Origin of the sequence: Streptomyces sp. NPDC005408 (assembly GCF_040606445.1) — a bacterium.
In the GTDB taxonomy this organism is placed as follows: Bacteria; Actinomycetota; Actinomycetes; order Streptomycetales; family Streptomycetaceae; genus Streptomyces.
Genome location: NZ_JBEXEX010000003.1, coordinates 190,448 through 214,746 on the forward strand (window position 1 = coordinate 190,448; position 24,299 = coordinate 214,746).

At 70.2% G+C, this 24,299-nt stretch carries 23 protein-coding genes, 1 tRNA gene and 3 pseudogenes; 13 read left to right on the top strand and 14 right to left on the bottom strand.

What is annotated here, in order from left to right; translation table 11 throughout:
- Both ABZS64_RS04805 and pdhA read right to left on the bottom strand, forming a co-directional pair.
- A pseudogene (locus ABZS64_RS04805) lies at nt 1–453 on the bottom strand (alpha-ketoacid dehydrogenase subunit beta); the annotation flags it as partial.
- Nucleotides 450–1,589 (bottom strand): pyruvate dehydrogenase (acetyl-transferring) E1 component subunit alpha, encoded by a 1,140-nt coding sequence (gene pdhA / locus ABZS64_RS04810; RefSeq protein ID WP_355823429.1) that lies wholly within the window; start codon nt 1,587–1,589, stop codon nt 450–452. The gene pdhA and the pseudogene ABZS64_RS04805, both read right to left, overlap by 4 nt.
- A 205-nt stretch (nt 1,590–1,794) precedes the next feature.
- Here pdhA and ABZS64_RS04815 point away from each other — a divergent pair, with 205 nt between their 5' ends.
- The gene (locus ABZS64_RS04815) at nt 1,795–2,319 is read left to right on the top strand and encodes an Lrp/AsnC family transcriptional regulator (protein WP_355823431.1); all 525 of its coding nucleotides are present in this window, start codon (nt 1,795–1,797) and stop codon (nt 2,317–2,319) included.
- 27 nt (nt 2,320–2,346) lie between these two features.
- Here the strand turns inward: ABZS64_RS04815 and ABZS64_RS04820 are convergent, their stop codons facing one another.
- Nucleotides 2,347–2,940 (bottom strand): TetR/AcrR family transcriptional regulator, encoded by a 594-nt coding sequence (locus ABZS64_RS04820; RefSeq protein WP_355823137.1) that lies wholly within the window; start codon nt 2,938–2,940, stop codon nt 2,347–2,349.
- Nucleotides 2,937–4,454 carry a 3-hydroxyacyl-CoA dehydrogenase gene (locus ABZS64_RS04825; RefSeq protein WP_355823139.1) on the bottom strand — a complete coding sequence of 506 codons (1,518 nt, stop codon included), beginning with the start codon at nt 4,452–4,454 and terminating at the stop codon, nt 2,937–2,939. Before ABZS64_RS04825 ends, ABZS64_RS04820 begins: the two co-directional genes overlap by 4 nt.
- A 123-nt stretch (nt 4,455–4,577) precedes the next feature.
- On the opposite strand from ABZS64_RS04825, the gene paaN reads away from it, so the two are divergent.
- Nucleotides 4,578–6,254, top strand: a complete 1,677-nt coding sequence (gene paaN / locus ABZS64_RS04830; protein WP_355823142.1) for a phenylacetic acid degradation protein PaaN — start codon at nt 4,578–4,580, stop codon at nt 6,252–6,254.
- Between the two features lie 143 nt (nt 6,255–6,397).
- Here paaN and ABZS64_RS04835 read toward each other — a convergent pair whose 3' ends face one another.
- The 3 genes from ABZS64_RS04835 to ABZS64_RS04845 are packed head-to-tail and all read right to left on the bottom strand — an operon-like array spanning nt 6,398 to nt 9,119.
- Complete coding sequence (locus ABZS64_RS04835) at nt 6,398–7,054, bottom strand: TrmH family RNA methyltransferase (protein ID WP_355823144.1); 657 nt, start codon at nt 7,052–7,054, stop codon at nt 6,398–6,400.
- Nucleotides 7,051–8,247: an HTTM domain-containing protein gene (locus ABZS64_RS04840; RefSeq protein ID WP_355823147.1), complete on the bottom strand. Its 1,197-nt coding sequence runs from the start codon at nt 8,245–8,247 to the stop codon at nt 7,051–7,053. Before ABZS64_RS04840 ends, ABZS64_RS04835 begins: the two co-directional genes overlap by 4 nt.
- The gene (locus ABZS64_RS04845) at nt 8,244–9,119 is read right to left on the bottom strand and encodes a DUF5819 family protein (RefSeq protein WP_355823150.1); all 876 of its coding nucleotides are present in this window, start codon (nt 9,117–9,119) and stop codon (nt 8,244–8,246) included. The genes ABZS64_RS04840 and ABZS64_RS04845 overlap by 4 nt, the downstream gene beginning before the upstream one ends.
- Nucleotides 9,120–9,232: 113 nt before the next feature.
- Between ABZS64_RS04845 and paaA the strand changes: the two genes are divergently transcribed.
- The 6 genes from paaA (at nt 9,233) to ABZS64_RS04875 (ending at nt 14,151) form a co-directional block, all read left to right on the top strand.
- Nucleotides 9,233–10,198: a 1,2-phenylacetyl-CoA epoxidase subunit PaaA gene (gene paaA, locus ABZS64_RS04850; protein ID WP_355823153.1), complete on the top strand. Its 966-nt coding sequence runs from the start codon at nt 9,233–9,235 to the stop codon at nt 10,196–10,198.
- Nucleotides 10,195–10,485 (top strand): 1,2-phenylacetyl-CoA epoxidase subunit PaaB, encoded by a 291-nt coding sequence (gene paaB / locus ABZS64_RS04855; RefSeq protein ID WP_254372136.1) that lies wholly within the window; start codon nt 10,195–10,197, stop codon nt 10,483–10,485. The genes paaA and paaB overlap by 4 nt, the downstream gene beginning before the upstream one ends.
- Complete coding sequence (gene paaC / locus ABZS64_RS04860) at nt 10,482–11,198, top strand: 1,2-phenylacetyl-CoA epoxidase subunit PaaC (protein ID WP_355823157.1); 717 nt, start codon at nt 10,482–10,484, stop codon at nt 11,196–11,198. The genes paaB and paaC overlap by 4 nt, the downstream gene beginning before the upstream one ends.
- A 92-nt stretch (nt 11,199–11,290) precedes the next feature.
- Complete coding sequence (gene paaD, locus ABZS64_RS04865) at nt 11,291–11,782, top strand: 1,2-phenylacetyl-CoA epoxidase subunit PaaD (protein ID WP_355823433.1); 492 nt, start codon at nt 11,291–11,293, stop codon at nt 11,780–11,782.
- Nucleotides 11,783–12,838 (top strand): 2Fe-2S iron-sulfur cluster-binding protein, encoded by a 1,056-nt coding sequence (locus ABZS64_RS04870; RefSeq protein ID WP_355823159.1) that lies wholly within the window; start codon nt 11,783–11,785, stop codon nt 12,836–12,838.
- A gap of 143 nt (nt 12,839–12,981) precedes the next feature.
- Nucleotides 12,982–14,151: an acyl-CoA dehydrogenase family protein gene (locus ABZS64_RS04875; protein ID WP_355823162.1), complete on the top strand. Its 1,170-nt coding sequence runs from the start codon at nt 12,982–12,984 to the stop codon at nt 14,149–14,151.
- A gap of 4 nt (nt 14,152–14,155) precedes the next feature.
- On the opposite strand, the gene ABZS64_RS04880 is transcribed toward ABZS64_RS04875, so the two are convergent.
- Genes ABZS64_RS04880 through ABZS64_RS04890 form a run of 3 tightly spaced genes read right to left on the bottom strand, consistent with a single transcriptional unit; the run spans nt 14,156 to nt 16,979 of the window.
- The gene (locus ABZS64_RS04880; RefSeq protein ID WP_355823164.1) at nt 14,156–14,500 is read right to left on the bottom strand and encodes a rhodanese-like domain-containing protein; all 345 of its coding nucleotides are present in this window, start codon (nt 14,498–14,500) and stop codon (nt 14,156–14,158) included.
- Between the two features lie 55 nt (nt 14,501–14,555).
- Nucleotides 14,556–15,389 (bottom strand): J domain-containing protein, encoded by an 834-nt coding sequence (locus ABZS64_RS04885; protein ID WP_355823167.1) that lies wholly within the window; start codon nt 15,387–15,389, stop codon nt 14,556–14,558.
- Between the two features lie 33 nt (nt 15,390–15,422).
- A complete protein-coding gene (locus ABZS64_RS04890) occupies nt 15,423–16,979 on the bottom strand; it encodes a DUF2252 domain-containing protein (protein ID WP_355823170.1) in 1,557 nt (518 codons plus the stop codon).
- Nucleotides 16,980–17,182: 203 nt separating this feature from the next.
- Here ABZS64_RS04890 and ABZS64_RS04895 point away from each other — a divergent pair, with 203 nt between their 5' ends.
- Nucleotides 17,183–17,620: a MarR family winged helix-turn-helix transcriptional regulator gene (locus ABZS64_RS04895; RefSeq protein WP_355823173.1), complete on the top strand. Its 438-nt coding sequence runs from the start codon at nt 17,183–17,185 to the stop codon at nt 17,618–17,620.
- An 81-nt stretch (nt 17,621–17,701) separates the two neighbouring features.
- Here ABZS64_RS04895 and ABZS64_RS04900 read toward each other — a convergent pair.
- Nucleotides 17,702–17,866, bottom strand: a pseudogene (locus tag ABZS64_RS04900) (winged helix-turn-helix transcriptional regulator); the annotation flags it as partial.
- Between ABZS64_RS04900 and ABZS64_RS04905 the strand changes: the two are divergent.
- A pseudogene (locus ABZS64_RS04905) lies at nt 17,866–18,042 on the top strand (FMN-dependent NADH-azoreductase); the annotation flags it as partial. The pseudogenes ABZS64_RS04900 and ABZS64_RS04905 overlap by 1 nt on opposite strands.
- Before the next feature lie 204 nt (nt 18,043–18,246).
- Here the strand turns inward: ABZS64_RS04905 and ABZS64_RS04910 are convergent.
- From ABZS64_RS04910 to ABZS64_RS04920, 3 genes are all read right to left on the bottom strand, one after another.
- The gene (locus ABZS64_RS04910) at nt 18,247–18,918 is read right to left on the bottom strand and encodes a response regulator transcription factor (RefSeq protein ID WP_355823176.1); all 672 of its coding nucleotides are present in this window, start codon (nt 18,916–18,918) and stop codon (nt 18,247–18,249) included.
- A gap of 42 nt (nt 18,919–18,960) precedes the next feature.
- Complete coding sequence (locus ABZS64_RS04915) at nt 18,961–20,652, bottom strand: histidine kinase (RefSeq protein WP_355823179.1); 1,692 nt, start codon at nt 20,650–20,652, stop codon at nt 18,961–18,963.
- 215 nt (nt 20,653–20,867) lie between these two features.
- A tRNA-Leu gene (locus ABZS64_RS04920) sits at nt 20,868–20,951 on the bottom strand.
- A 313-nt stretch (nt 20,952–21,264) separates the two neighbouring features.
- On the opposite strand from ABZS64_RS04920, the gene ABZS64_RS04925 reads away from it, so the two are divergent.
- From ABZS64_RS04925 to ABZS64_RS04935, 3 genes are all read left to right on the top strand, one after another.
- Complete coding sequence (locus tag ABZS64_RS04925) at nt 21,265–22,128, top strand: DUF3662 and FHA domain-containing protein (protein ID WP_355823182.1); 864 nt, start codon at nt 21,265–21,267, stop codon at nt 22,126–22,128.
- A 10-nt stretch (nt 22,129–22,138) separates the two neighbouring features.
- Complete coding sequence (locus ABZS64_RS04930; RefSeq protein ID WP_355823185.1) at nt 22,139–22,651, top strand: FHA domain-containing protein; 513 nt, start codon at nt 22,139–22,141, stop codon at nt 22,649–22,651.
- Between the two features lie 129 nt (nt 22,652–22,780).
- Nucleotides 22,781–24,280, top strand: coding sequence for a PP2C family serine/threonine-protein phosphatase (locus ABZS64_RS04935; protein ID WP_355823187.1), 1,500 nt, complete (start codon nt 22,781–22,783; stop codon nt 24,278–24,280).
- Nucleotides 24,281–24,299: the final 19 nt, after the last annotated feature.

Consider the following 24,299-nt stretch of genomic DNA (forward strand, 5'->3'; position numbering starts at 1 on the left):
GACGACGTGGAGCCCCGGAGTCGCCATGTAGTACGCCTCGGACGAGTCGCTGTGGTGCTCCACGCCGCCGATTCCGCCGCCGTACGGCACGCGCACGGTGATCGGCAGCGGCATCCCGCCCCGGGTGCGGTTCCGCATCCGCGCGACATGGCTGATCAGCTGCTCGAACGCCGGGTAGGCGAAGGCGTCGAACTGCATCTCGACGACCGGCCGCAGCCCGTACATCGCCATGCCGACGGCCGTGCCGAGGATGCCCGCCTCCGCGAGCGGTGTGTCCGTACAGCGGTCCTCGCCGAACTCCTTGGCCAACCCGTCGGTGACCCGGAAGACTCCGCCGAGCGTGCCGACGTCCTCCCCCATCACATGGACGGTCGGATCCTCGGCCATCGCGTCCCGCATCGCCCGCTGAAGGGCCTGCGCCATCGAGGCGGGCTTCACCGCAGCCGTGGTCATCGTGCTTCTCCCTCGGCGTCGAGCTCGGCCCGCAGCTGCGCCGCCTGCTCCCGCAACTGGCTCGTCTGCTCGGCGTATACATGCGCGAACAGGTCCATCGGGTCGAGCACCGGGTCGGCGTTCATCCCCTCGCGCAGCTGTGCGGCCATCGTCTCGGCCGCGTCGGCAGCCGCCCGTATGCCGTCCTCGTCGAGCAGTCCTCGCTCGGTCAACTCCCGCTCCAGCAGCCTGATCGGATCGTGCGCACGCCAGGCCTCGACCTCGCTCTCGACCCGGTAGCGGGTCGCGTCGTCGGCGTTCGTGTGGGCGTCCATGCGGTATGTCACGGCCTCGATCAGCGTCGGACCGCCGCCGCGCCTGGCACGGGCCACGGCCTCGGTGAGCACCTCGTGCACCGCGGCCGCGTCGTTCCCGTCGACGAGGCGGCCGGGCATGCCGTACCCCACGGCCTTGTGGGCGAGCGAGGGCGCTGCGGTCTGCTTGGCCAGCGGCACCGAGATCGCGAAGCCGTTGTTCTGGACGAGGAAGACGACCGGGGCCTGCCACACCGCGGCGAAGTTCAGCGCCTCGTGGAAGTCGCCCTCGCTGGTGCCGCCGTCGCCGACCATGGCAAGGGCGACGACGTCGTCGCCCTTGAGCCTTGCCGCGTGCGCCAGTCCCACGGCGTGCGGCAGCTGGGTGGCGAGCGGGGTGCACAGGGGCGCTATGCGGTGCTCACGCGGGTCGTATCCGGTGTGCCAGTCGCCGCGCAGCAGTGTCAGAGCCTGCACGGGGTCGAGGCCGCGCGCCACCGCCGCGAGGGTGTCGCGGTAGCTGGGGAAGAGCCAGTCCCGCTCATCGAGCGCCAGCGCCACCGCGACCTCGCACGCCTCCTGCCCGGTGCTCGACGGGTAGACGGCGAGCCTGCCCTGCTTGGTCAGGGCCGTCGCCTGGGCGTTGTACCTGCGGCCGCGCACCAGCTCCGCGTACAGCCGCAGCAGCAGCTCGGGGTCGGCACCGGCTGCGGCGTCCGTGCCGAGCACGCGGTACGGCTCCGGGTCCGGGAGCAGGGGTGCGGGGTCGGTGCGGGGCTTCCACGCCGGGGGCGGGGTGGGCCGGTAGGCAGCCGTGGCACCGGGCAGCTCTTGGACCGTCATGCTGCTCTTTCTCAACGCGAGCACCTCCTCGTGGGAGCGGCGACGAGGCGGCACGACGATGTGGCCCGCCTCCCTACCGATTGTTCGGTCGTGGACGCATTTTGGCTACAGGCACCTTCAGCCTGTGGACAAACGGTTCTCCACAGCCTGAGATGGAGACAGGTCGTCCATGCTGGGAAGGCGGGGGGATATGGCAGCTGAACAAATGGCCGAGGGCGGGGACCGGACGGAGCAGACCCCTCCGGCCCGGCCCCTCGACCCCATCGACCGGGACATCCTGCGCATCCTCCAGACGGACGGCCGCGCCTCGATACGCTCCGTGGCCGAACGTGTGCATGTTTCGCGCGCCAATGCGTACGCGCGCATCAACAGGCTCATCGACGACGGTGTGATCCGCGGCTTCAGCGCCCGCGTGAACCACGAGCGGGCAGGTCAGGGAGCATCCGCCTACATCACGCTCAAGATCGTGCAGAACACCTGGCGCACGGTGCGCGAGCAGCTGCAGGCGCTGCCCGGAGCCGCCCATATCGCTCTGGTCAGCGGTGATTTCGACGTACTGCTGCTGGTGCACACCCCCGACAACCGCACCCTGCGCGAGCTCGTCCTGACCAGGCTCCAGTCCATCCCGGAAGTGCTCTCCACCCGCACGCTGCTGGTCTTCGAGGAGACCGATCTCGACCCGGGGCCGGGCTCCTCCGGCCCAGCCCCGGACGTGGAGCCCCTGCAGTGAGCCCCGCGGCAGCCCGGCCGTGGATCTCTAGGAGTCCGTACGCAGGCCGTCGAAGGCGAGTCTGACGACGGTCTCGGCGACCTCGTCGCCCTCGTAGCCGCTGCCCGGATGCGGGCGGTACCACTCGACCAGGGAGTTCACCATGCCGAAGAGCAGCCTGGTCGCGAGCCGTATGTCCATGTCGGCGCGGAGATCGCCGTCAGCCGCGGCCGCCTTGAGCAGATCGGCGACCCGCTGGTCGAACTCGCGGCGCCGTTCCATGGCCCACCGCTCGGTCTTCGTGTTGCCCCGCACGCGCAGCAGGAGCGTCACATAGGGCAGCTCGGCCACCAGCACCTCGACGGTGCGCCGGGTGACGTACTCGACCCGCTCGACGGCCCGTCCGCGCAGCGCTCCCGGCTCGTCCAGGACGGCGAAGAGCGCGTCGAGAGCCCGGCTGACGGCCCGGCGCAGCAGCTCCTCCTTGCCTGCCACATGGTGGTAGATCGAGGACTTGGAGATGCCGGCCGCCTTGGAGAGGTGCTCCATGGAGGTGCCGTCGTAGCCGCGCTCGTTGAAGATCCGGACGGCGACGGTCAGCAGCGTCTCCGGGGTGTACGTGTCCCTCTTGGCCGTGGTCATGTGCCTGCCTCGTCCTTCTCCGGCCGGACATACGACTGCCGGTAGAGCCCCAGGGAAGGGGCGTAGCGCCCGGTGGGCACGCGCGCGTGGAGCTCGTCCAGCAGCTCGTGCGCCCAGGAGCGCCCGAGCCGTCGGCCCCATTCGACGGGCCCCAGCGGATAGTTGACGCCGAGCCGCATCGCGGTGTCGATGTCCTCCGGGGTGGCGACCCCCTTCGCGACGGCGTCGGCGGCGAGATCCATGAGCATCGCGACCGTACGGGCCACGATCATCCCGGGCACGTCCCCGATGACGCTGACCTTCTTGCCGATGGCCTGGAAGAGGCCGATCGACTGCCTGAGCGTCTCCCAACCGGTGACCTCGGAGGCGGAGAGCGCGATCCGGGTCGCGGCCCGGTAGTCGAGCGCCAGGTCGAAGTAGACGACATCGCGGAACTCGGCCGAGGTCTGTCCGTCGGCCAGCACCAGCTGTCCGCCGCTCGGCAGCACAATCCTGGTGCCCCGGTCCTCGTCCGCCTCGTGGACGGTGATGCCCGCCTCCCGGAACAGCCCGAGCAGCTCCCCGGCGGGTCCGAGGCCGCCCTCCACGGTGATGTGGGACGGCGGCTCGGTGGCCGGTGCGGTATGCGGCTCGGGGCGTACGGCGCCTTCCTCGTACGAGTACCAGCCGTGCCCGCTCTTGCGCCCGTGCAGGCCCGACTCGACCAGTCGGCGCTGGGCGAGCGACGGGGTGAACTTGGGGCTCCGGAAGAAGGACTCCCAGACCGACCGGGTCACGGCCTCGTTGACGTCCTGGCCGATCAGGTCGGTCAGCTCGAAGGGCCCCATCCGGAAGCCGCCGCACTCACGCAGCACCGCGTCGATGGTGGCCGGGTCGGAGCCGCGCTCCTCGTAGACCGCAAAGGCCTCCGCGTAGAAGGGCCGGGCGATGCGGTTGACGATGAAACCGGGGGTGTCGGTGCAGCGGACCGGCGTCTTGCCCCAGGCCTTCGCCGTCTCGTACGCGCGCGTGGCGGCCGCGTCCTCGGTGGCGAAGCCGCTGACGACCTCGACCAGCGGGAGCAGCGGCGCCGGATTGAAGAAGTGCAGGCCGACGAAGCGGCCAGGGTTCCTGAGCGCTCCCGCGACGGCGGTCACCGAGAGCGATGAGGTGTTGGTGGCGAGCAGACAGTCGTCGGCGACTATCTCTTCGAGCGCCGTGAACAGTTCCTGCTTCACCGGGAGTAGTTCGACGATCGCCTCGACGACGAGCGCGGCGTCGGCCAGCTCGGCCGGTTCCGCAGCGGGGTGCAGCCTGGCGCGGGCGGCGTCCCTGGCGGCCGCGTCCATACGGCCCTTCTCGACCAGCCGGTCGAGGCGCGCGCCGATGGCGTCCGCCGCCTCGCCCGCCCGCCCGGGGACGGCGTCGTAAAGACGCACGGGGTGGCCTGCGACGAGGGCGACCTGCGCAATGCCCTGCCCCATGGTGCCGGTGCCGACCACGGCGACTGTCCGGCTCTGATCGATGGCGGTCATGGGAGCGATCCTCCCCGATGAGTTGTCCACAGGTTCGACAGGCCCCCTTGTACCGACCGATCGTTCGGTTACTCTAACTCTGTCATTCCTTCCCTGCCCAGCTCGACGAGGAGTTGGTCCTTCATGCAGCTGACCGAGACCCACCGGCCCACGCTCGACCAGGCCCTCGAGGCGATCCGCACCCGCGCCTACTGGTCCCCGCACGCCGAGCACCCCAAGGCGTACGGGGAGAGCGCGCCGGCCGACGGCGTTGCGGCGTTCGAGGCCCTGCACAACACCCGCTTCGAGCTGGACCAGCCGGGCACGGACGGCTGGACCGGCGGCGAAGTCTCGCCGTACGGCCCGGAGTTGGGTATCGAATACCCCCACCCGGACCTGGACGTCCTGCTGCCCGCGATGCGCGCGGGCATGGCCGCCTGGCGCGAGGCCGGGCCCGAGACCCGTGCCCTGGTCTGTCTGGAGATCCTGGCGCGGATCAATGCCCGCACCCATGAGTTCGCGCACGCGGTGATGCACACCAGCGGGCAGGCTTTCATGATGGCGTTCCAGGCGGGCGGCCCGCACGCCCAGGACCGCGGCCTGGAGGCCGTGGCGTACGCCTACGAGGAGCAGGTCCGCACCCCCGCCGCAGCCGACTGGTCCAAGCCGCAGGGCAAGCGCGACCCCCTGGAGCTGAAGAAGACCTTCACCACGGCGGGCCGCGGCATCTCCCTGCTGATCGGCTGCAACACCTTCCCCACGTGGAACGGCTACCCGGGGCTGTTCGCGTCCCTGGCCACCGGCAATCCCGTACTGGTCAAGCCGCACCCCCGCGCGGTGCTGCCTCTCGCGCTCACGGTGCGGGTGGCCCGCGAGGTGCTCGCCGAGGCGGGCTTCGATCCGAATCTCGTCGCTCTGGCCGCGGAGCGACCGGGCGAGGGCATCGCCAAAATCCTGGCCGTCCGCCCCGAGATCAAGATCATCGACTACACGGGGTCCACCGCCTTCGGTGACTGGCTGGAGGCGAACGCCCGCCAGGCGCAGGTCTACACCGAGAAGGCCGGCGTCAACACCGTCGTTGTCGACTCCACCAACAACTACAAGGGGATGCTGTCCAACCTGGCCTTCTCGCTGTCCCTGTACAGCGGCCAGATGTGCACCACGCCGCAGAACTTCCTGATCCCGAGGGACGGCATCACCACGGACGCCGGACCCAAGTCCTACGACGAGGTGGTCACCGACCTCGCGGCCTCCGTGGGCGGCCTGCTCGGCGACGACGCCCGGGCGAACGCCCTGCTGGGCGCGCTGGTCAACCCCGATGTGAAGGCACGCCTGGACGCGGCGGCCGGACTGGGCGAGGTGGCTCTGCCCTCGCGGAAGATCGCCAACCCGGAGTTCCCGGACGCGGTCGTCCGTACGCCGGTCATCGTCAAGCTCGACGGCGCGCGGAAGCTCTGGGAGGGAACCGACCCGGAGGCCGTGTTCCTGTCGGAGTGCTTCGGCCCGGTGTCCTTCGCGGTCGCCGTGGACTCGACGGCCGACGCGCTGGAGCTGCTGCGGCGCACGGTCCGCGAGAAGGGCGCGATGACGGTCGGCGCGTACACGACGTCGGAAGAGACCGAGCGCGCGATCGAGGACGTCTGCCTGGACGAGTCGGCGCAGCTGTCCCTGAACCTGACAGGCGGGGTGTACGTCAACCAGACGGCGGCGTTCTCCGACTTCCACGGCTCGGGCGGCAACCCGGCGGCGAACGCGGCGCTGTGTGACGGCGCGTTCGTCTCCAACCGCTTCCGGGTGGTGGAGGTCCGCCGCCAGTCCTGAGGCCCGGACAGGCCGTGACCCGTGGGACGTACGGGTCACGGCCCCGCAGGGGTCACGGCTCTGCGGGAGCCTCGGTTCAAGGTCTTCCGGAGACCCAAGGACAACGATCTTCCCCGGGGCTCATAGGAGCCCTCGGCGATCCGCTACGGGGCCTGGATCTCCGCGTACCGCTGCACCCAGGCATGCATCGCGATCGCCGCCGCCGCGCCGGCGTTGATCGAGCGCGTCGAGCCGAACTGCGCGATGGAGCAGACCATCGTCGCGTGCTTGCGCGCCTCCTCGGTCAGTCCGGGCCCCTCCTGGCCGAAGAGCAGCACGCACCGGCGCGGCAGCTCGGTCCGCTCCAGGGGTACCGCCCCCGGCAGATTGTCGATCCCGATGATCGGCAGGTTCTCCGCGGCCGCCCACGCGGTCAGAGAAGCCGTGTCCGGGTGGTGGCGCACATGCTGGTAGCGGTCGGTGACCATGGCCCCGCGCCGGTTCCAGCGCCGCCGGCCCACGATGTGGATCTCCTTCGCCAGGAAGGCGTTGGCGGTGCGCACCACGGACCCGATGTTGAAGTCGTGCCCCCAGTTCTCCACGGCCACATGAAACCCGTGTCGCCGTGTGTCCAGGTCGGCGACGATCGCCTCGCGCGTCCAGTACCGGTACTGGTCGACCACGTTGCGCCGGTCTCCCTCGGCCAGCAGCTCGGGGTCGTACCGCTCGTCCTGCGGCCACGGCAGGGGATGCGGCCCGACGCCGACCTCGGCCGTGCCGTAGCCGTCGTCGTACTGAGTCGGTTCTTCGGTGGTGCTCACCCGACGAGCGTACGGGGCTGGTCCTGGCTCCCCCGCCGCTGCTGCGCCCCCACCGCGTCGCTCCGCGAGAGCAGCCGGTCCCGGCCCCGCGCCGCCCACCCGCCGAGCCGGACCAGGAAGGTGGTCGGCAGGAATACGGCGTCGGCGGCGATCATCGCGAGCGAGAAGAACGGCAGCCCGAGCAGCACGGCGATGGCTGCGTGCTCCATCATCATGGCCACGAGCAGGACGTTCTTGACGCGCCGGTTGAAGAGCGTGAAGGGGAAGGCGACCTGCACGATCACCGTGCCGTACGTCAGCACCATCACCATCACGCCGCCGGAGGCGAGGAGGTCCGAGAGGGCCGGCCAGGGCGTGAAGTAGTCGAGTTTGAGCGGGTAGTAGAGCGCGGTGCCGTCCTGCCAGCGCGAGCCCTGGATCTTGTACCAGCCGGCCGTGGCGTAGATCAGACACACCTCGGCCATGATCACGACGAGCGCGGCGTTGTGCGCGAGGTTGGCGAGGACGTCCAGGAGGGTGCGCGGTTCACTGTTCGGCGCGTACCGGCCGACCATCCACCACAGGCCCTGCCCCACCCAGAGCACCCAGAGAAGGAGCAGGACGAACCAGCCGGTCTGGTTCAGGAAGGTGGCGATGACCAGGGCGAATCCCAGGACCGCCCAGAGCGCGGTGCCGACCCGGTCACGCGGCGGCACGCCCCGTACATCCGGAACGGCCCGCTCCGCGCGCCGCGCGTCCAGGGACCAGACCTGGCCGCAGCGCGTCAGGACCAGATAGATCGCCATCAGGTGGATGACGTTGTCGCCGCCGTCGCCCACGAAGATGGAGCGATTCTGCAGCGAGAGCACGCCGATCATGAAGAGCACAGACATGGTGCGGGTGCGCCAGCCGAGCATCAGCAGCGCGCTGGAGAGCACGGCCAGGCCGTACACGAGCTCAAACCAGAGGGTGTTGTCCGACCACATCAGCGCGGTGAAGGCGTCATTGCCCGCTATGAGCTGCTGCGCCATGTCCCAGCTCCATGGGCCGTTGGGCCCATACATCTCATGGCGGTTGGGGAACTCGCGCAGCAGGAAGAGCAGCCAGGTGGCGGCGAAGCCGATCCGGACGATGGCGCTCTGATACGGGCCGAGTGCCGTGGAGGTGATGCGCTGGACAGCGCGGGCGGCCCTGCGGTCGGGAGTGTCGCTCACTGGCCCGCCTCCGTACGACCGTTGGTGACTCCCCCGGGCAGATCCGCGGCGGTGACCGTCCACCAGGGCAACACCCGGTAGGCCGGGCGGGTGTCGATTTTCTCGTCGCTCCACGCCGGGGCCTTCACCGAGCGGGTCGACGACCTGAGCTGTATGCGCTCGACACGGCCGCCCAGGTCGCGCTTGTCGACCCGCATCATCACGATGCGGCGGACATAGCTCTCGGAGAGCCGGCCGCGCAGGCCGTTCCCGCGGTTCTCGTTGTCGTGGGAGTTCACATAGAGGTCCCAGGCCCGGCGCAGCTCGTTCTGCTGGACATGGCTGGGGAGGGGATTGCCGCGTATCGCATCGCCGTCATCGGCGGTGAGGTCGATCCAGTCGGTGTTCTTGCGGCTCCCGTCGGTGGTCGTGTACTCGACCTTCACCTGTACGTCGACGTTCTGCTGGAGCGGGTTCGGGGCGAAGAGCTTCCAGTTCTGCTCGAACTCGGGATAGATCCAGCCGTCGACCGCCTCGCCGTGCTCCTTGGTCACCGTGTTGGGGGGCGCGACGTGCAGAAAAACCATGGCCAGGTGGACGCAGGCGAGCGCGGCGATGATCGCGAGCGAGACGGCGGCCGCCACTTGGTATGGGAGGGAGAGCGCCGCGATGCCGCGGGCGGGGGCGGGGCCGGGGCCGGCGGCGGGCTGGACCGGCGGGAACTGGTGCAGATATGGGTGGGCGAGGGAATCAGGCTCGGGCACCACGGCGGATTCGGGCCCGGTGGCCGCCTCCCGCCGGGCCGCGGGAACGGGCTCGGGACCGTGGCCGGCCGGCGCCTCGGAGCTCAAGCCCCCGGCGCCTTTGACGTCCTCGTCCTCGTAGGAGTCCATCCCGCCCCGATCCCCATCGGTCCACCTCAGTTATCCACAGGGTTGACACCCTACGGGCCGTCGACTCACCATTGAAGTCAATGAACCGAACGATCGGTCGGTAGGGGGCCCGGATGACGGCAGTGACTGCGGATACGTACGAGGCGGTTTTCGACGCCGCCGTAGCCGCCGACGAGCGCATCGAGCCGCGCGACTGGATGCCGGACGCCTATCGGGCGACGCTGGTGCGCCAGATGGCGCAGCACGCCCACTCCGAGATCATCGGCATGCAGCCCGAGGCGAACTGGATCACCCGGGCGCCCTCGCTGCGGCGAAAGGCGATTCTGATCGCCAAGGTCCAGGACGAAGCCGGCCACGGTCTTTATCTGTACAGCGCCGCCGAGACCCTGGGCACCAGCCGCGAGGAGCTGCTCGACAAGCTCCACGCAGGCCGCCAGAGGTACTCCTCGATCTTCAACTACCCGACGCTGACCTGGGCCGATGTGGGTGCGATCGGCTGGCTGGTGGACGGCGCCGCGATCACCAACCAGGTGCCGCTGTGCCGCTGCTCGTACGGCCCCTACGCCCGGGCGATGGTCCGGATCTGCAAGGAGGAGTCCTTCCACCAGCGCCAGGGTTACGAGCTGCTGCTCGCCCTCTCCAGGGGCACGGCCGCCCAGCACGAGATGGCGCAGGACGCGGTGAACCGCTGGTGGTGGCCCTCGCTGATGATGTTCGGCCCGCCGGACGACGAGTCGTCGCACTCCGCGCAGTCCATGGCGTGGAAGATCAAGCGGCACTCCAACGACGAGTTGCGCCAGCGCTTCGTGGACATCTGCGTCCCGCAGGCCGAATCCCTGGGGCTCGCCCTCCCGGACCCCGACCTTCGGTGGAACGAGGAGCGGGGCCACCACGACTTCGGCGCGATCGACTGGTCGGAGTTCCAGGAAGTCCTCAAGGGCAACGGGCCCTGCAACGAACAGCGGATTTCGCAGCGGCGCACGGCACACGAAGAGGGTGCCTGGGTCCGGGAAGCGGCCGCGGCATACGCCACCAAGCACGAAGCACAGCACGTGAAGCCCGGGGAGGCGACGGCATGAGCAGCTCGACAGACTGGCCGCTGTGGGAGGTCTTCGTCCGCTCACGCCGCGGGCTCTCCCACACCCACGCGGGAAGCCTGCACGCCCCGGACGCGGAGATGGCCCTGCGCAACGCCCGCGATCTGTACACCCGCCGGAACGAAGGCGTGTCGATCTGGGTGGTGCCGTCCACCGCGATCACCGCGTCCTCGCCCGACGAGAAGGACTCGTTCTTCGAGCCGGCGGGCGACAAGCCATACCGGCACCCGACCTTCTACGAGATCCCGGAAGGGGTGAAGCACCTGTGACCACCACGGTGAACGCCGCAGCACTCGCCCTCGGCGACGACGCTCTGGTGCTCTCGCACCGACTGGGGGAGTGGGCGGGCCACGCGCCCGTCCTGGAGGAGGAGGTCGCCCTCGCCAATATCGCCCTGGACCTGCTGGGTCAGGCGCGGGTGCTGCTCTCCCTCGTCGGCGACGAGGACGAGCTCGCCTATCTGCGCGAGGAGCGGGCCTTCCGCAATCTTCAGCTGGTCGAGCAGCCGAACGGCGACTTCGCGCACACCATCGCCCGCCAGCTCTACTTCTCCGTCTACCAGCACCTGCTGTACGGGCAGCTGGCGGCCCGCGACAGCGAGTTCGCCGGGCTCGCGGCGAAGGCGGTCAAGGAGGTCGCGTACCACCAGGACCACGCCGAGCACTGGACCGCGCGGCTCGGCGACGGCACGGCCGAGAGCCATGAGCGGATGCAGCGCGCCTGCGACGCACTGTGGCGGTTCACCGGCGAGATGTTCCAGCCGGTCGAAGGGCTGGACGTCGACTGGCAGGCACTGCAGACCAGTTGGCTGGAGTGCGTCACCGCTGTCCTGGAGCGGTCGACGCTGACCGTGCCCGACGGGCCGCGGTCCGGCGGCTGGGCCGCGGGCGCGGGCCGCCAGGGCCTGCACACCGAGTCCTTCGGGCGGATGCTGGCCGAGATGCAGCATCTGCACCGCAGCCACCCGGGGGCGTCATGGTGACCGACGTGACCGAAGCCTCCGAAACCGCCGAGGCAACCGAAGCCGCCGGCGTCACGGGCGCGGCCGACACGGCTGAAGCCGGGCGCGGGACGGTGCCCGGTACGCGCCTCGAGGAGGAGCTGCGCAGGCTCGCCGGCTCCGTGCCGGACCCTGAGCTGCCGGTGCTGACGCTGGAGGAGCTCGGTGTGCTGCGCGGGCTTCAGATCCTCGGGCCCGGCAGGGTCGAGGTGGAACTGACCCCGACCTACACCGGCTGCCCGGCGATCGAGGCCATGACCTCGGACATAGAGCAGGTCCTGCACGACCACGGAATTCCGGACGTCTCGGTCGTCAAGGTTCTCTCCCCGGCCTGGTCGACGGACGACATCAGCGCGGAAGGGCGGCGCAAGCTCGCCGAGTTCGGCATAGCCCCGCCCCGCCCGCACGCTGCCCAGGAGCCGGTGGCGCTCACGCTCTCCGTGCGCTGCCCGCACTGCGGCTCCACCGACACCGAACTGCTGAGCAGGTTCTCCTCCACCGCCTGCAAGGCCCTGCGCCGCTGCGTCAGCTGCCGCGAACCATTCGACCACTTCAAGGAGTTGTAGATGTTCCATCCGCTCCGGGTCAGCGAGGTCGAACAGCTCACGGACGACTCGGTGTCCGTCACCTTCCAGGTGCCGCCCGAGCTTCGCGAGACCTTCCGTCACACCCCCGGCCAGCATCTGGCCCTGCGCCGGCTGGTGCAGGGCGAGGAGATCCGCCGTACGTACTCGATCTGCGCCCCGGCCCCCCTGGCGAACGCTGATCCGATGCTGCGTGTGGGCATCCGGCTGGTAGACGGCGGCGAGTTCTCGACGTTCGCGCTCAAGGAACTCGCTGTCGGCGACACCGTCGAGGTCATGCCTCCGATGGGCCGCTTCCTCCTCGCCCCCCGCCCCGGTTACTTCGCGGCGATCGTCGGCGGAAGCGGCATCACCCCGGTGCTCTCGATGGCGGCGACGCTGCTGGCGAGCGAGCCGGAGGCGCGGTTCTGTCTGATACGGAGCGACCGCACCGCGGCCTCGACGATGTTCCTGGACGAGGTCGCCGACCTCAAGGACCGCTTCCCCGACCGTCTGCAGCTGGTCACCGTGCTCTCCCGGGAGGAGCAGCAGTCGGGGCTGCCGTCCGGACGGCTGGACCAGGAGCGGCTGACCGGGCTGCTGCCGGCCCTGCTTCCGGTGGCGGACGTGGACGGCTGGTTCCTGTGCGGCCCGTTCGGCCTGGTCCAGGGCGCCGAGCGCGCGCTGCGCGGGCTCGGGGTCGGCCGGAGCCGTATCCACGAGGAGATCTTCCACGTCGACGACGGCTCCGGGCCCAGCCAGGCCCCGGCGACGGCGCCGGCCCATGCCGAGCTGACCGCGACCCTCGACGGCCGGTCCGGCAAGTGGCCCGTCCGGGAAGGGGAGTCGCTGCTCGAGACGGTGCTGCGCAGCCGCGCGGACGCGCCGTACGCGTGCAAGGGCGGCGTCTGCGGCACGTGCAGGGCGTTCCTGGTCTCGGGCGAGGTGCGGATGGACCGCAACTTCGCACTGGAGGACGAGGAGACCGAAGCGGGCTATGTGCTGGCTTGCCAGTCCCATCCGGCCACGCCGGAAGTGGAGTTGGACTTCGACCGCTGAGCCGGGGGCGCGCCGTGCGCGCGCCTACTCGATCCCTCCCAATGCCTGTGTTCTTTTTCAAGAACGTGTTCTATCTTAACGGTCTATCTTGACGGTCCGTCAGATATGGACGAGGCAGCACCGGTGCGTGGGAGGACAGGGCAGTGGACTTCACCTTCACCGAGGAGCAGCAGGCGGCCGTCGAGGCGGCGAAGGCGGTCTTCTCGGGCGTCGCGCCCGACGGAGTGCCGAGCCCCGCGCTCACCCCGGGCGCGGTGGCCGAGGAGTTCGACCGGCCGCTGTGGGCCAAGCTCGCGGGCGGGGATCTGCTGAGCCTGGTCCTCTCCCCAGAGCACGGCGGGGCGGGCCTCGACCCCATCGCGCTCTGCCTGGTCCTGCGCGAGTCCGCGAAGGTGCTTGCCCGGGTGCCACTGCTGGAGACGAGCGCGGTCGCCATGGCCGTGGAGCGTTATGGCAGCGCCGAGTTGAGCGACGAGATCCTCCCCCGGGTCGGCCGCGGTGAACTGGTCCTCACCGTCGGAGCCAATGGCCGCACCGGCCACGACCCCGCCGAGCTCGCCGTCGCCGCCCGCCGGGACGCCGGGCAGGGGGACGAGCACGGAGGCGGCTGGGTGCTCGACGGCGTACAGACGGGCGTGCCATGGGCCCAGTCCGCGGACCGCATTGCGGTGCCTGCCCACACCGATGACGGCCGGGCCGTGGTCGCCCTGATCCCCCGGGACCGGGAAGGCCTCGCTCTCGCCGAGCAGATCTCCACCAGCGGCGAGCGTTTCGCCGAGGTCAGCCTCGATTCCGTACGGATCGGGAGCCGCGAGCTGATCGATGCCGAGGGCGCCTGGGAGTGGCTGCGCCAACTCCTGGCGACCGGAACCTGCGCGCTGGCGCTCGGGCTGGGTGAGGGCGTTCTCTCGATGACCAGCGAATACACCGGAAAGCGCGAGCAGTTCGGCTTCCCGGTCGCGACATTCCAGGCCGTCGCCGTCCAGGCCGCCGACCGTTATATCGATCTGCGCGCGATGGAAGCGACCCTCTGGCAGGCGGCCTGGCGGCTGGGTCCGGTGCGGGGGAGTGCGGGAGTCGGTGGCCCGCTGCCGGTGTCCGGCGATGTGGCGGTGGCGAAGATCTGGGCCTCGGAGGGCGTACGCCGTGTCGTGCAGACCGCCCAGCATCTGCACGGCGGCTTCGGCGCGGACACCGACTACCCGCTGCACCGGTATCACGCCTGGGCCAAGCAGATCGAGCTCTCGCTCGGCCCGGCGGCGGCCCATGAGGAGGCTCTCGGCGACCTGCTGGCCGCCCACCCCCTCGGCTAGAAGCTCAGAGAACGAACGCCGAGCTGCCGCTGTCGGTGACCATCGGACGCCCGGCGCCGTCCCAGGCGAGCATGCCGCCCTCGACGTTCACCGCGTCGATGCCCTGCTGCACCAGATACTGGGTGACCTGCGCCGACCGCCCGCCGACCCGGCACATCACATAAGCGCGGCCCTTGTCGGCCACGGCCTCGGTCACCTCACCGAAGCGGGCGACGAAGTCGCTCATCGGCACATGCAGTGCGCCTTCGACATGCCCGGCCGCCCATTCGTCGTTCTCCCGGACGTCCAGCACAAGGCCGTCGGACGGTACCGCCGCGGCATCGACCGAGGGCAGCGGTGCGAAGTTCATGGGTCATGCCTTCTCTCGTACGTACGCGAACCTCAGGAAACCTACTGCACCAGTCCTACTGCACCAGTTTGGACAGTTCAGCCTCACGCTCGGCGACCTGCGCGAGCAGTTGCTCGGCGATCTCCTCCAGCAGGTGGTCCGGGTCATCGGGCGCCATCCGCAGCATCGCGCCGATCGCGCTCTCCTCCAGCTCTTTGGCGACCGCGTTGAGCAGCTCTTTGCGCTGCGACAGCCACTCAAGCCGGGCGTAGAGCTCCTCGCTCTCGCTCAGCGGCTGCTCGGCGGGTACGGGCCCGGCCTCCCACTCGGTGGCCAGCTCCTGCAGCAACGCCACGTCGCCGAGCGCGTACGCAGCGTTCACACGGGTGATGAACTCGTCGCGCCGCGTCCGCTCCTCCTCGTCCTGTGCCAGGTCCGGATGCGCCTTGCGGGCCAGCTCGCGGTAGAGCTTGCGCGCCTCCTCGCTCGGCCGCACGCGCTTCGGCACCCGCACAGGCTGGTCGGTGAGCATCGCGGCGGCCTCGGGGGAGAGGCCGTCGGAGTCCATCCAGTCGTGGAACAGCTCGTCGACGCCGGGCATCGGCATCACCATCGCCCGCGCCTCCTGCGCCTTGCGCAGATCCTCCGGGTCGCCGGTCCGGGCGGCCGTGGCCTCGGCGATCTGGGCGTCCAGCTCATCGAGGCGCGCGTACATCGGGCCGAGCTTCTGGTGGTGCAGCCGGGAGAAGTTCTCGACCTCCACCCGGAACGTCTCCAGCGCGATCTCGAACTCGATCAGCGCCTGCTCGGCCGCGCGCACCGCCTTCTCCAGCCGGGCCTCGGGCCGCGTCTGCGCGTCCTGCTCTTCGTCGTTCCGGGTCGTCGGGCCCCCGGGGGCATCCTCGGTCACCCGCCCAGCCTACGGGCGCGGTCGAGCGCCCTGTCACACCCCCAGCTCAGCGGCTATCCGCCCGCTCTTGATCGCCGACAGCAGATCCGCGTGGTCCGCCTCCGTACGGTCCGCGTAGACCACGGCGAAGCCGGCCACAGCCTCGTCCAGCTCTTCGTTCTTTCCGCAGTATCCGGCGAGCAGCCGAGGGTCGGCGCTGTGCGCGTGGGCCCGGGCCAGCAGGGCGCCGGTCATCCGTCCGTAGTCGTCGAGCTGGTCGGGCGCGAGGGCCGCCGGGTCCACGCTGCCCTTGCGGTTCCTGAACTGCCTTACCTGGAACGGCCGTCCGTCGACTGTCGTCCAGCCGAGCAGAATGTCGCTGACCACCTGCATGCGCTTCTGGCCGAGCACCACCCGGCGGCCCTCGTGGCCCACGTCCGCCACCGGGAACCCAGCGGCCGTCAGATGCGGAAGAAGGGCCGAGGCCCGCGCCTCCTTCACCTGCAGCACCAGCGCATCACCGCGGTGGTCGAGCAGCAGCACCACATACGACCGGGTACCGACGCTGCCGGTACCGACCACCCGGAACGCCACGTCATGGATCGAGTACCGGGCGAGCAGCGGCAGCCGGTCCTCCGACACCGTGCGCAGATACTCCTCCAGCGACGAGGCGACAGCCGCCGCCTCCGCGTCGGGCACCCGCCGCAGCACCGGCGTCGCATCCACGAAGCGCCGTCCTCCGTCGTCGCTCTCCTCGGTCGCCTTGGCGGCGAACCGCGCGCTCGTGTTGTTGCGGGCCTTCTCCGAGACCCGCTCCAGCGTGCCGAGCAGATCCCGCGCGTCCGTGTGGGAGACCAGCTCCTCGTCCGCGATGGCGTTCCACGCGTCCAGCGCGGGCAGCCTGGCCAGCAGCCGCATCGTGCGCCGGTACGCGCCCACGGCGTCGAAAGCGGCCGCCCGGCAGACGGTTTCGTCCGCGCCCACCACACGCCCAGCCAGCACCAGCGAGGCGGCGAGCCGCTTGAGGTCCCACTCCCACGGGCCGACAACGGTCTCGTCGAAATCGTTGAGGTCGATGACGAGACGGCCGCGAGCATCGCCGTACAGGCCGAAGTTCGCCGCGTGCGCATCGCCGCAGAGTTGCGCGCTCACCCCGGTGACCGGAGTGCCCACCAGGTCATGGGCCATCAGCCCGGCCGAGCCGCGCAGAAAGGCGAACGGCGAGGCGGCCATCCGGCCCACCCGTATCGGAGTCAGCTCCGGCACCCGGCCGCGGCTGGACTCCTCGACGGCCCGGACCGCGTCGGGCCGCCCCACCGGAAGCGCGAGCGAGTCGTGCGACGCCCGCGGAATCTTGTCCCGCAGCGCCTTTCCCGCCTCCTTCGGCGACCTGGCGCCATCGGGAGCACCGGCCGCCCTCTGCCTCGGATGCCGTGCGAAGCCGGGCACCACCGGAATACGCTCGCGGCCCGCGGCCTCCGCTCCGGCCTCGCTCCCAGCCCCTGCCGCGGTTCCAGCAGCTCCAACCCCTGCCGCACTCCCGTACGCGCCGGCGCCCACTCCCTGGAACTCCGCCCGCTGCACCGGCATCACCGTCTCAGCCTCGCCCATGGCGCGCTGCCTCCCCCGTCGTCGTACAGGTACACCTTCAACATCAACTGCCAACGACCGTACCGCCGCTCCCCGACAGTCGTCTCCCCCTGTGGATAACGTTCGGCAACTCCACTGCCTGCGAAGATCAAGCACCCGCACTCACAGAGCTCCCCGATCCCCCAAACGTTGTACTATGCAACTGGACATCGAGGAGGCGACCCATGTCAGCCACACGTGACGAGTCCGTCGACACCATCGAGCGTGAACTCACCGCTTTCGCCCGCCGAGCCCGCGCCGCGGCCGCCCGTCTCCACCCCGAACTGCCGCTGGTCTCCTACACATTGCTGTCGCACATCGACGGCCGCCAGGGCTGCCGTGCGACCGACCTCGCGGCCCATTACATGCTCGACAAGTCAACCGTCAGCAGACAGGTCTCAGCGCTCGAAAAGCTCGGCCTTGTCGAGCGTCGCCCCGACCCGGACGACCATCGCGTCCAGGTCCTGCACCCCACGGCGGCCGGAACCGAACTGCTCTCCTCCACGCACGCGAGCCGCCGCGCCGCCTACCAGGAGCGCCTCGCCGACTGGCCGACCGAGGATCTCGCCCGCTTCGCCGCGTATCTCCGGCGCTACAACTCGGCTGGAGAAGCCTCCAGTTAGCCCCTCGGGCCTCGGGCCCCAGACCCGCGGAAGCGCGCGTAGTCCCAGTGGAAGCGCGCGCTGGCAGGTGCCGCCCGACTCGCCCTTCGCGAGATGCGTTTCGGCCCACAGCGCCAGCTCCTTGAGCGCGGTCTCCATCGCCGCCCCGGCTTCGGTCAGCCTGTACGCGACCCTCAGCGGCGGCCCTTCGTCGACCTCCCGCACAACCAGCCCGGCCGCCCCCAGCTCGGTCAGCCGGTCCGACAAAGGTGCTGACCGGAATGCTCGGCGCCGAGGTCGACTTCATCGTTCCTGAGCTGACGCTGGCCCGCTCCAGGCCGGAGATGGCGGAACTGATCCCGCTCGCCGACGCCTCCCGGACGAAGGCGCTGGACGAGGCCGCCGAGAAGGGCAAGGACCTGGCCGCACGCCTCGCAAGCTGACCGCTCACGCCACGTACAGCGCACGCGAACGCCCGCGCAGGGTCCACCCCGCGGGCGTTTCACGTGAAACAGGCAACGTGGATGTTCCACGTGAAACGACGGCCCACCCCGCCACCGCCCCCGAGACGCCAGGCTGACGCCCTGCACCTCACACCGCTCCGCACGGCCTCCGCCCGTGCGGGACCGCACCACGCCGCCAGACGCTCACCACCCCGCGTCCAGCCCCGCATCCCGTGCCAGCAGCGCCGCCTGCACCCGGTTCTCGCACGCCAGCTTCGCCAGGATCCGGCTCACATACGTTTTCACCGTGGCCTCGCTCATATGCAGCCGCCGCCCGGCGTCCGCATTGGACAGCCCTTCGCCGAGCAGTGCAAGCACCTCCCGCTCGCGACCGCTCAGCTGGGCCACCCGCGCCCGCGCCTGCTCGCCACGCGCCGCCGCCCGCCCCGAGGCGAGCTGGTCCACCACATGCCGGGTCGCTCCGGGCGAGAGATAGGCATCCCCCGCGGCCGCCGCCCTCACCGCCCGGATCAGCTCCGCGGGCGCCGTGTCCTTCAGCAGAAACCCCGCGCCACCGTGCTCCAGCGCCCTCAGTACGTTCCCGCGCTCGCCGAAGGTCGTCAGCACGATCACCCGCGCCGCCGGTACTGCCCTGCGCAGCTCTCCCAGCGCCGTGAGCCCGTCCATCACCGGCATCTGGATGTCGAGGAGCACCACATCGGCGTTGTGTGAACGCGCCAGTTCGACGGCCTCGCGTCCGTTCGCCGCCTCCGCCACGACCTCGATCCCGCGGTCGGAGGTGAGGATCATCCGTATCCCGGCCCTGATGAGCGGCTCGTCATCAGCGATGACGACCCGGATCGGCGACTCGGTCACTGCACCCCCCACAACCAGCGGCACCCACTCGGCCAACTCCTGCTATCGGCTGACCTCGTAGGACTTCTTCTCGATCAGCTTGCCGCCCTTGAAGCAGAACCGGAACACCGGCTCGGTGTCGATGCTGTCTCCCACCTCCGAGGACATCAGCACCATGCACTCGGAGCCCGCAGGCTCCACAGGGCCTTTGCCGCTCAGACCGGCCGTGGTGATCGTGTCGCCGCTGGGCAGCCGGTCGCGCACCTCGTCCTCCGCGGCCCCGACCTCCACGCGCTCGTACTCGGACGGCTCGATCATTCCCTCGCTCATCGAGCCCACCAGGAAGAACAACCCGAAGACACCCGCCGCCCCCAGCACCAGCAGTGCCGCCAGAGATATCCCGCAGCCCAGCGCAAGACCGCCGCCCCGGCTTCTGTTCTGTCCACCCATCGCCAGCTCCCGCTCCGAAACAGTCCAGTCCATGACCGGACCACCGTTCCCGAGCGCGGCCTTCGGCGACTGCTGGCGGAAGTCGTCCTCCGTCGCGACGAACGGCGCCGCCTCCACGACTCCGTACGGCAGCACCCCCGCCACCCGGAAACCTCCGCCGTCCGCCGAACCCGCGTGCACGATGCCGCCGACCAGCCGCGCCCGCTCGCGCAGTCCCGTCAGCCCCTGCCCGCCACTGACCACTTCGCCCGCCGCCGGCGCCACCGCGGCCCCGCTGACGATCTCGACGACGAACGAGTCCGGCTCGTATCTCAACTCCACGCCTATCGCTGCACCAGGCGCGTGCTTGTACGCATTGGTCAGCGCCTCCTGCACGATGCGGTACGCGGCGTGGTCGGCCGCGGCCGCAAGGGGCCGCGCCTCGCCCGCGCACCGAAGGTCCACGGCGTTGCCCGCAGTACGCGCCGCCTCGACGAGCCCCGCGATACCGGCCGTCCCACGCGCGGCACGACCCGACTCGTCCACCGGCGGCCCCTCGACCCCGTCCCGAAGAATCCCGACGACCTCACGCAGCTCATGCATCGCGGTCACCGAAGCCTCCCGCAGCACGCCTACCGCCTCCCGCTGCCGCGGTGTCAGCTCGGGATCCACCTCGAGCGCCCCGGTGTGCACGGAGATCAGCGCCAGCTGGTGGCCGAGGCTGTCGTGCATGTCCTGGGCGATCCGCTGCCGCTCACGGAGCCTCGCCTGCCCGGCAACCATGGCCCGCTCCCGCAGCAGCTGGGCGTTGCGCTCCTGCAGGGCGTGCAGCAGGGTCCGGCGCTGCGTCCAGTACCGGCTGGCAAGGCCCGGCACGACCATCGTCGCCAGGAAGTACAGAGTGGCGAGCAGCACCTCCGTCATCGGCGCCTGCTGCGACCAGGTGTCCAGGAGCGTGGTGCCGATAAAGAGGACGTACGCGGCGGTGAACGCGGCCAGCGCCCGCCCGGCGCCCACGATCCTGCGCCCCGCCGACCACCCCACGACCATCAGCAGCGGCGCGAAGCCGCTCATGAGCGGCGCCAGAGCCCCGGTCAGCGCCAGCACCGGTGTCGGCATCCGGCGCCGCAGCAGGGACAGCAGCGCGGCCGACACACCGACGACGAGCAGCCTCAGGCCCTCACTGCCGACCAGCTCCTCGGTCCCGGCGGCCATGAGGCCGAGCACCAGAGCGAGCACAAGCTCGCCGGCGGTGCGCCGCCTCGACCACAGCTCGGGCGCCGCCAGCCATCTCCAGCCCGCCCGGATCCTCGATGAAGCGTCCACATCCGCAACCTAAGCAGCCTGGCCCGCCGCCCACGGCTCACTTTCGTCTCGCCCGGAAGCGACGAACGTCGCACAGTCGCACATCCCACATCCGGCAGCCCGCCCGATGTGACCCAGGCGCCGACGTGACCCAGGCGCCATGTGACTCAGATCCCGATGTGACTCCGGCAACGCAGAAGCCCCGTAGGTCGATGACCTACGGGGCTTCTGATCTGTGCGCGAGGGGGGAGTTGAACCCCCACGCCCTTTCGGGCACTGGAACCTGAATCCAGCGCGTCTGCCTATTCCGCCACCCGCGCATTGGGTGTTGCCGCCTGCCCCACCTGTTGGGTGTGAGCGCCTGGCGACATCCAGAAGATTAGCACGCTGCACAGGGTGGATTCACATCCGATTGTTTCGCGGACGGTGCTGGGGAACAGGGAACGGAAGGCGGCCGCCCCCGCTCCTCCTTGGAGCACCCCGGGTGCGGGACACTGTCAGGAGGCCGCCTCTACGATCCGTGTGAGAGGTGACACTCATCGACGGGGCAGACAAGGGGAACCAGCCGATTTCCCTACGCGTGGATACGATCAGTAAGCAGTACCAGGACGGCAACGACGGAGGAGGTGCCTCATGGGAGTCCTGAAGAAGTTCGAGCAGCGACTCGAAGGTCTGGTCAACGGCACCTTCGCCAAGGTGTTCAAGTCCGAGGTCCAGCCTGTCGAGATCGCGGGCGCACTCCAGCGCGAGTGCGACAACAACGCGACGATCTGGAACCGCGAGCGGACGGTCGTCCCCAACGACTTCATCGTGGAGCTCAGCGCGCCCGACTTCGAGCGCCTGAGCCCGTACTCCGGCCAGCTCGGCGACGAACTGTCCGGGCTCGTGCGCGACTACGCCAAGCAGCAGCGCTACACCTTCATGGGGCCCATCAAGGTCCATCTGGAGAAGGCGGACGACCTCGACACCGGTCTGTACCGGGTGCGCAGCCGCACCCTCGCGTCGAGTACGTCACAGTCGCCCGAGCGGGCACCCGCCGGTCCCGGCCACGCCGCCGCCCCTCAGGGCGGCGCCCGCGGCGGCTACGGCTACCCGCCCGTCGGAGCACCTCCCATGCCGGCCGCGCCCCCTCCGGGCGTCGGCCGACCCGGCCCCGCGCCCGTCGCGGACCGCCGTCCGGCACCCGGCCCAGGCCCAGGCCCGATGCCGAGCACTCAAGTACGACGTTGGATCGAGATCAACGGCACCCGCCATCAGATCTCCCGCCCGACGCTGGTGCTGGGTCGCAGCACCGACGCCGATGTGCGGATCGACGACCCCGGCGTATCGCGCCGGCACTGTGAGATCCGGACCGGAACGCCCCCGACGATCCAGGATCTCGGGTCTACCAACGGCATCGTGGTAGACGGGCAGCACACCACCCGCGCTACGCTCCGCGACGGCTCGCGGATCGTCGTGGGCAGCACCACCATCGTTTACCGGCAAGCCGAAGGGTGAAGCGGGGGCAATGTCAGAGCTGACCCTGACGGTCATGCGGCTAGGTTTCCTGGCCGTTCTGTGGCTGTTCGTTATTGTGGCCGTTCAGGTCATCCGCAGCGACCTGTTCGGTACGCGCGTCACGCAGCGCGGCTCACGCCGCAACGCCGACGCGCGTCCCCAGCAGGCACGCCAGAATGCCGCGCCTCCGCAGCAGCGGCAGCAGGCGAGCGGCCGCCAGCGACGCGGTGCGCCGACCAAACTGGTCGTCTCCGAAGGCACGCTCACCGGAACCACGGTGGCGCTGCAGGGCCAGACGATCACCCTGGGCCGTGCGCACGATTCCACGATCGTGCTGGACGACGACTACGCATCCAGCAGGCATGCCAGGATCTACCCGGACCGTGACGGCCAGTGGATCGTCGAGGATCTCGGGTCCACCAACGGCACATATCTCGACCGGACCCGACTCACCACCCCGACACCGATTCCGCTGGGAGCGCCGATCCGCATCGGCAAGACCGTCATCGAGCTGCGGAAGTAGTACGACAATGAGCGAGCGGAGCGAGCGAGCCGCGGCGGTCCCGACAGCGGACCGGGGCGGGCTCCCGACCGGAGGGTGGGCAGTGTGGCTCGAGACCGGCTGTACCCCGAGCCGACGGGCGAGGTGCGCATGAGTCTGTCTCTGCGTTTCGCCGCCGGATCTCACAAGGGCATGATCCGGGAGGGCAACGAGGACTCCGGCTATGCCGGTCCCCGCCTTCTGGCCATCGCCGACGGCATGGGCGGCCAGGCCGCCGGCGAGGTCGCCTCGTCGGAGGTCATCTCCACGCTCGTCACCCTCGACGACGACGTGCCCGGCTCGGACATCCTCACCTCGCTCGGCAGTGCCGTACAGCGCGCCAATGACCAGCTGCGGCTGATGGTCGAGGAGGACCCCCAGCTCGAAGGCATGGGCACCACGCTCACCGCCCTGCTCTGGACCGGCCAGCGCCTGGGCCTCGTACACGTCGGCGACTCCCGCGCCTATCTCCTGCGCGACGGCGTGCTGACCCAGATCACCCAGGACCACACCTGGGTGCAGCGCCTCGTCGACGAGGGCCGGATCACCGAAGAGGAAGCCACCACCCACCCGCAGCGCTCCCTGCTGATGCGCGCACTGGGCAGCGGCGACCATGTCGAGCCCGACCTCTCCATCCGCGAGGTCCGTGCCGGCGACCGCTATCTGATCTGCTCCGACGGCCTGTCCGGCGTGGTCTCCCACCAGACGATGGAGGAGACGCTCGCCAGCTACCAGGGCCCGCAGGAGACGGTCCAGGACCTGATCCAGCTCGCGCTGCGCGGCGGCGGCCCGGACAACATCACGTGCATCGTGGCTGACGTCCTCGACACCGACTCCAACGACACCCTGGCCGGGCAGCTCAACGACACCCCGGTCGTCGTCGGCGCGGTCGCCGAGAACCAGCTCCAGCTGAACGACGGCGGCGCCATGCAGACCCCGGCGGGCCGCGCTGCGGGCCTCGGCCGTCCCGTACCCCCGCAGCAGGCCGGCGGCGGCTTCGGCCCGCCTGGCAGCGGCGACGGCATGGGATACGGCGGGATGCCGCCCGAGGGCAGCTTCGGGGCGTACACCGACGAGGACTTCATCAAGCCGCGCGGCGGCCGCAAGTGGCTGAAGAGAAGCTTCTACATCGTGCTCGCGCTGGCGGTCGTCGGCGGCGGTCTGTACGGCGGCTACCGCTGGACGCAGACCCAGTACTACGTCGGCTCCCAGGACGAGCACGTCGCGCTCTTCCAGGGCATCAGCCAGGATCTGGCCTGGGTGTCGCTCTCGGACGTCGAGAAGGACCACCCCGAGATCGAACTCAAGTACCTCCCGCCCTACCAGCGCAAGCAGGTCGAGGCGACGATCACCGCCGACAGCCTCAGCAAGGCCAAGGCGAAGGTCGACGAGCTCGCTGTGCAGGCCTCGGCCTGCAAGAAGGACGAGCAGCGCCGCGACGCGGCCGACCGGGCGAGCACGCCGCCGCCGGGCGAGGGCGAGGCCGGTGGCACCACCGGCAAGCCCACCACCCAGAACGCAAAGACCAAGCCGTCCGCACCTACTCCCACTCCGGGCCCCACCCTCTCGGAGGAGGAGCAGAAGCTGGCCTCGAACTGCGGTAAGCAGTAATCGGCCGTAGGGGGCCTTC

Bases quoted from the DNA above. Each gene is read 5' to 3' on its own strand.
- pdhA (WP_355823429.1), bottom strand. From the start codon at position 1,589: ATGACGGTCCAAGAGCTGCCCGGTGCCACGGCTGCCTACCGGCCCACC.
- ABZS64_RS04815 (WP_355823431.1), top strand. From the start codon at position 1,795: ATGGCCGAGGGCGGGGACCGGACGGAGCAGACCCCTCCGGCCCGGCCC.
- ABZS64_RS04820 (WP_355823137.1), bottom strand. From the start codon at position 2,940: ATGACCACGGCCAAGAGGGACACGTACACCCCGGAGACGCTGCTGACC.
- ABZS64_RS04825 (WP_355823139.1), bottom strand. From the start codon at position 4,454: ATGACCGCCATCGATCAGAGCCGGACAGTCGCCGTGGTCGGCACCGGC.
- paaN (WP_355823142.1), top strand. From the start codon at position 4,578: ATGCAGCTGACCGAGACCCACCGGCCCACGCTCGACCAGGCCCTCGAG.
- ABZS64_RS04845 (WP_355823150.1), bottom strand. From the start codon at position 9,119: ATGGACTCCTACGAGGACGAGGACGTCAAAGGCGCCGGGGGCTTGAGC.
- paaA (WP_355823153.1), top strand. From the start codon at position 9,233: ATGACGGCAGTGACTGCGGATACGTACGAGGCGGTTTTCGACGCCGCC.
- paaB (WP_254372136.1), top strand. From the start codon at position 10,195: ATGAGCAGCTCGACAGACTGGCCGCTGTGGGAGGTCTTCGTCCGCTCA.
- ABZS64_RS04870 (WP_355823159.1), top strand. From the start codon at position 11,783: ATGTTCCATCCGCTCCGGGTCAGCGAGGTCGAACAGCTCACGGACGAC.
- ABZS64_RS04880 (WP_355823164.1), bottom strand. From the start codon at position 14,500: ATGAACTTCGCACCGCTGCCCTCGGTCGATGCCGCGGCGGTACCGTCC.
- ABZS64_RS04890 (WP_355823170.1), bottom strand. From the start codon at position 16,979: ATGGGCGAGGCTGAGACGGTGATGCCGGTGCAGCGGGCGGAGTTCCAG.
- ABZS64_RS04895 (WP_355823173.1), top strand. From the start codon at position 17,183: ATGTCAGCCACACGTGACGAGTCCGTCGACACCATCGAGCGTGAACTC.
- ABZS64_RS04925 (WP_355823182.1), top strand. From the start codon at position 21,265: ATGGGAGTCCTGAAGAAGTTCGAGCAGCGACTCGAAGGTCTGGTCAAC.
- ABZS64_RS04930 (WP_355823185.1), top strand. From the start codon at position 22,139: ATGTCAGAGCTGACCCTGACGGTCATGCGGCTAGGTTTCCTGGCCGTT.
- ABZS64_RS04935 (WP_355823187.1), top strand. From the start codon at position 22,781: ATGAGTCTGTCTCTGCGTTTCGCCGCCGGATCTCACAAGGGCATGATC.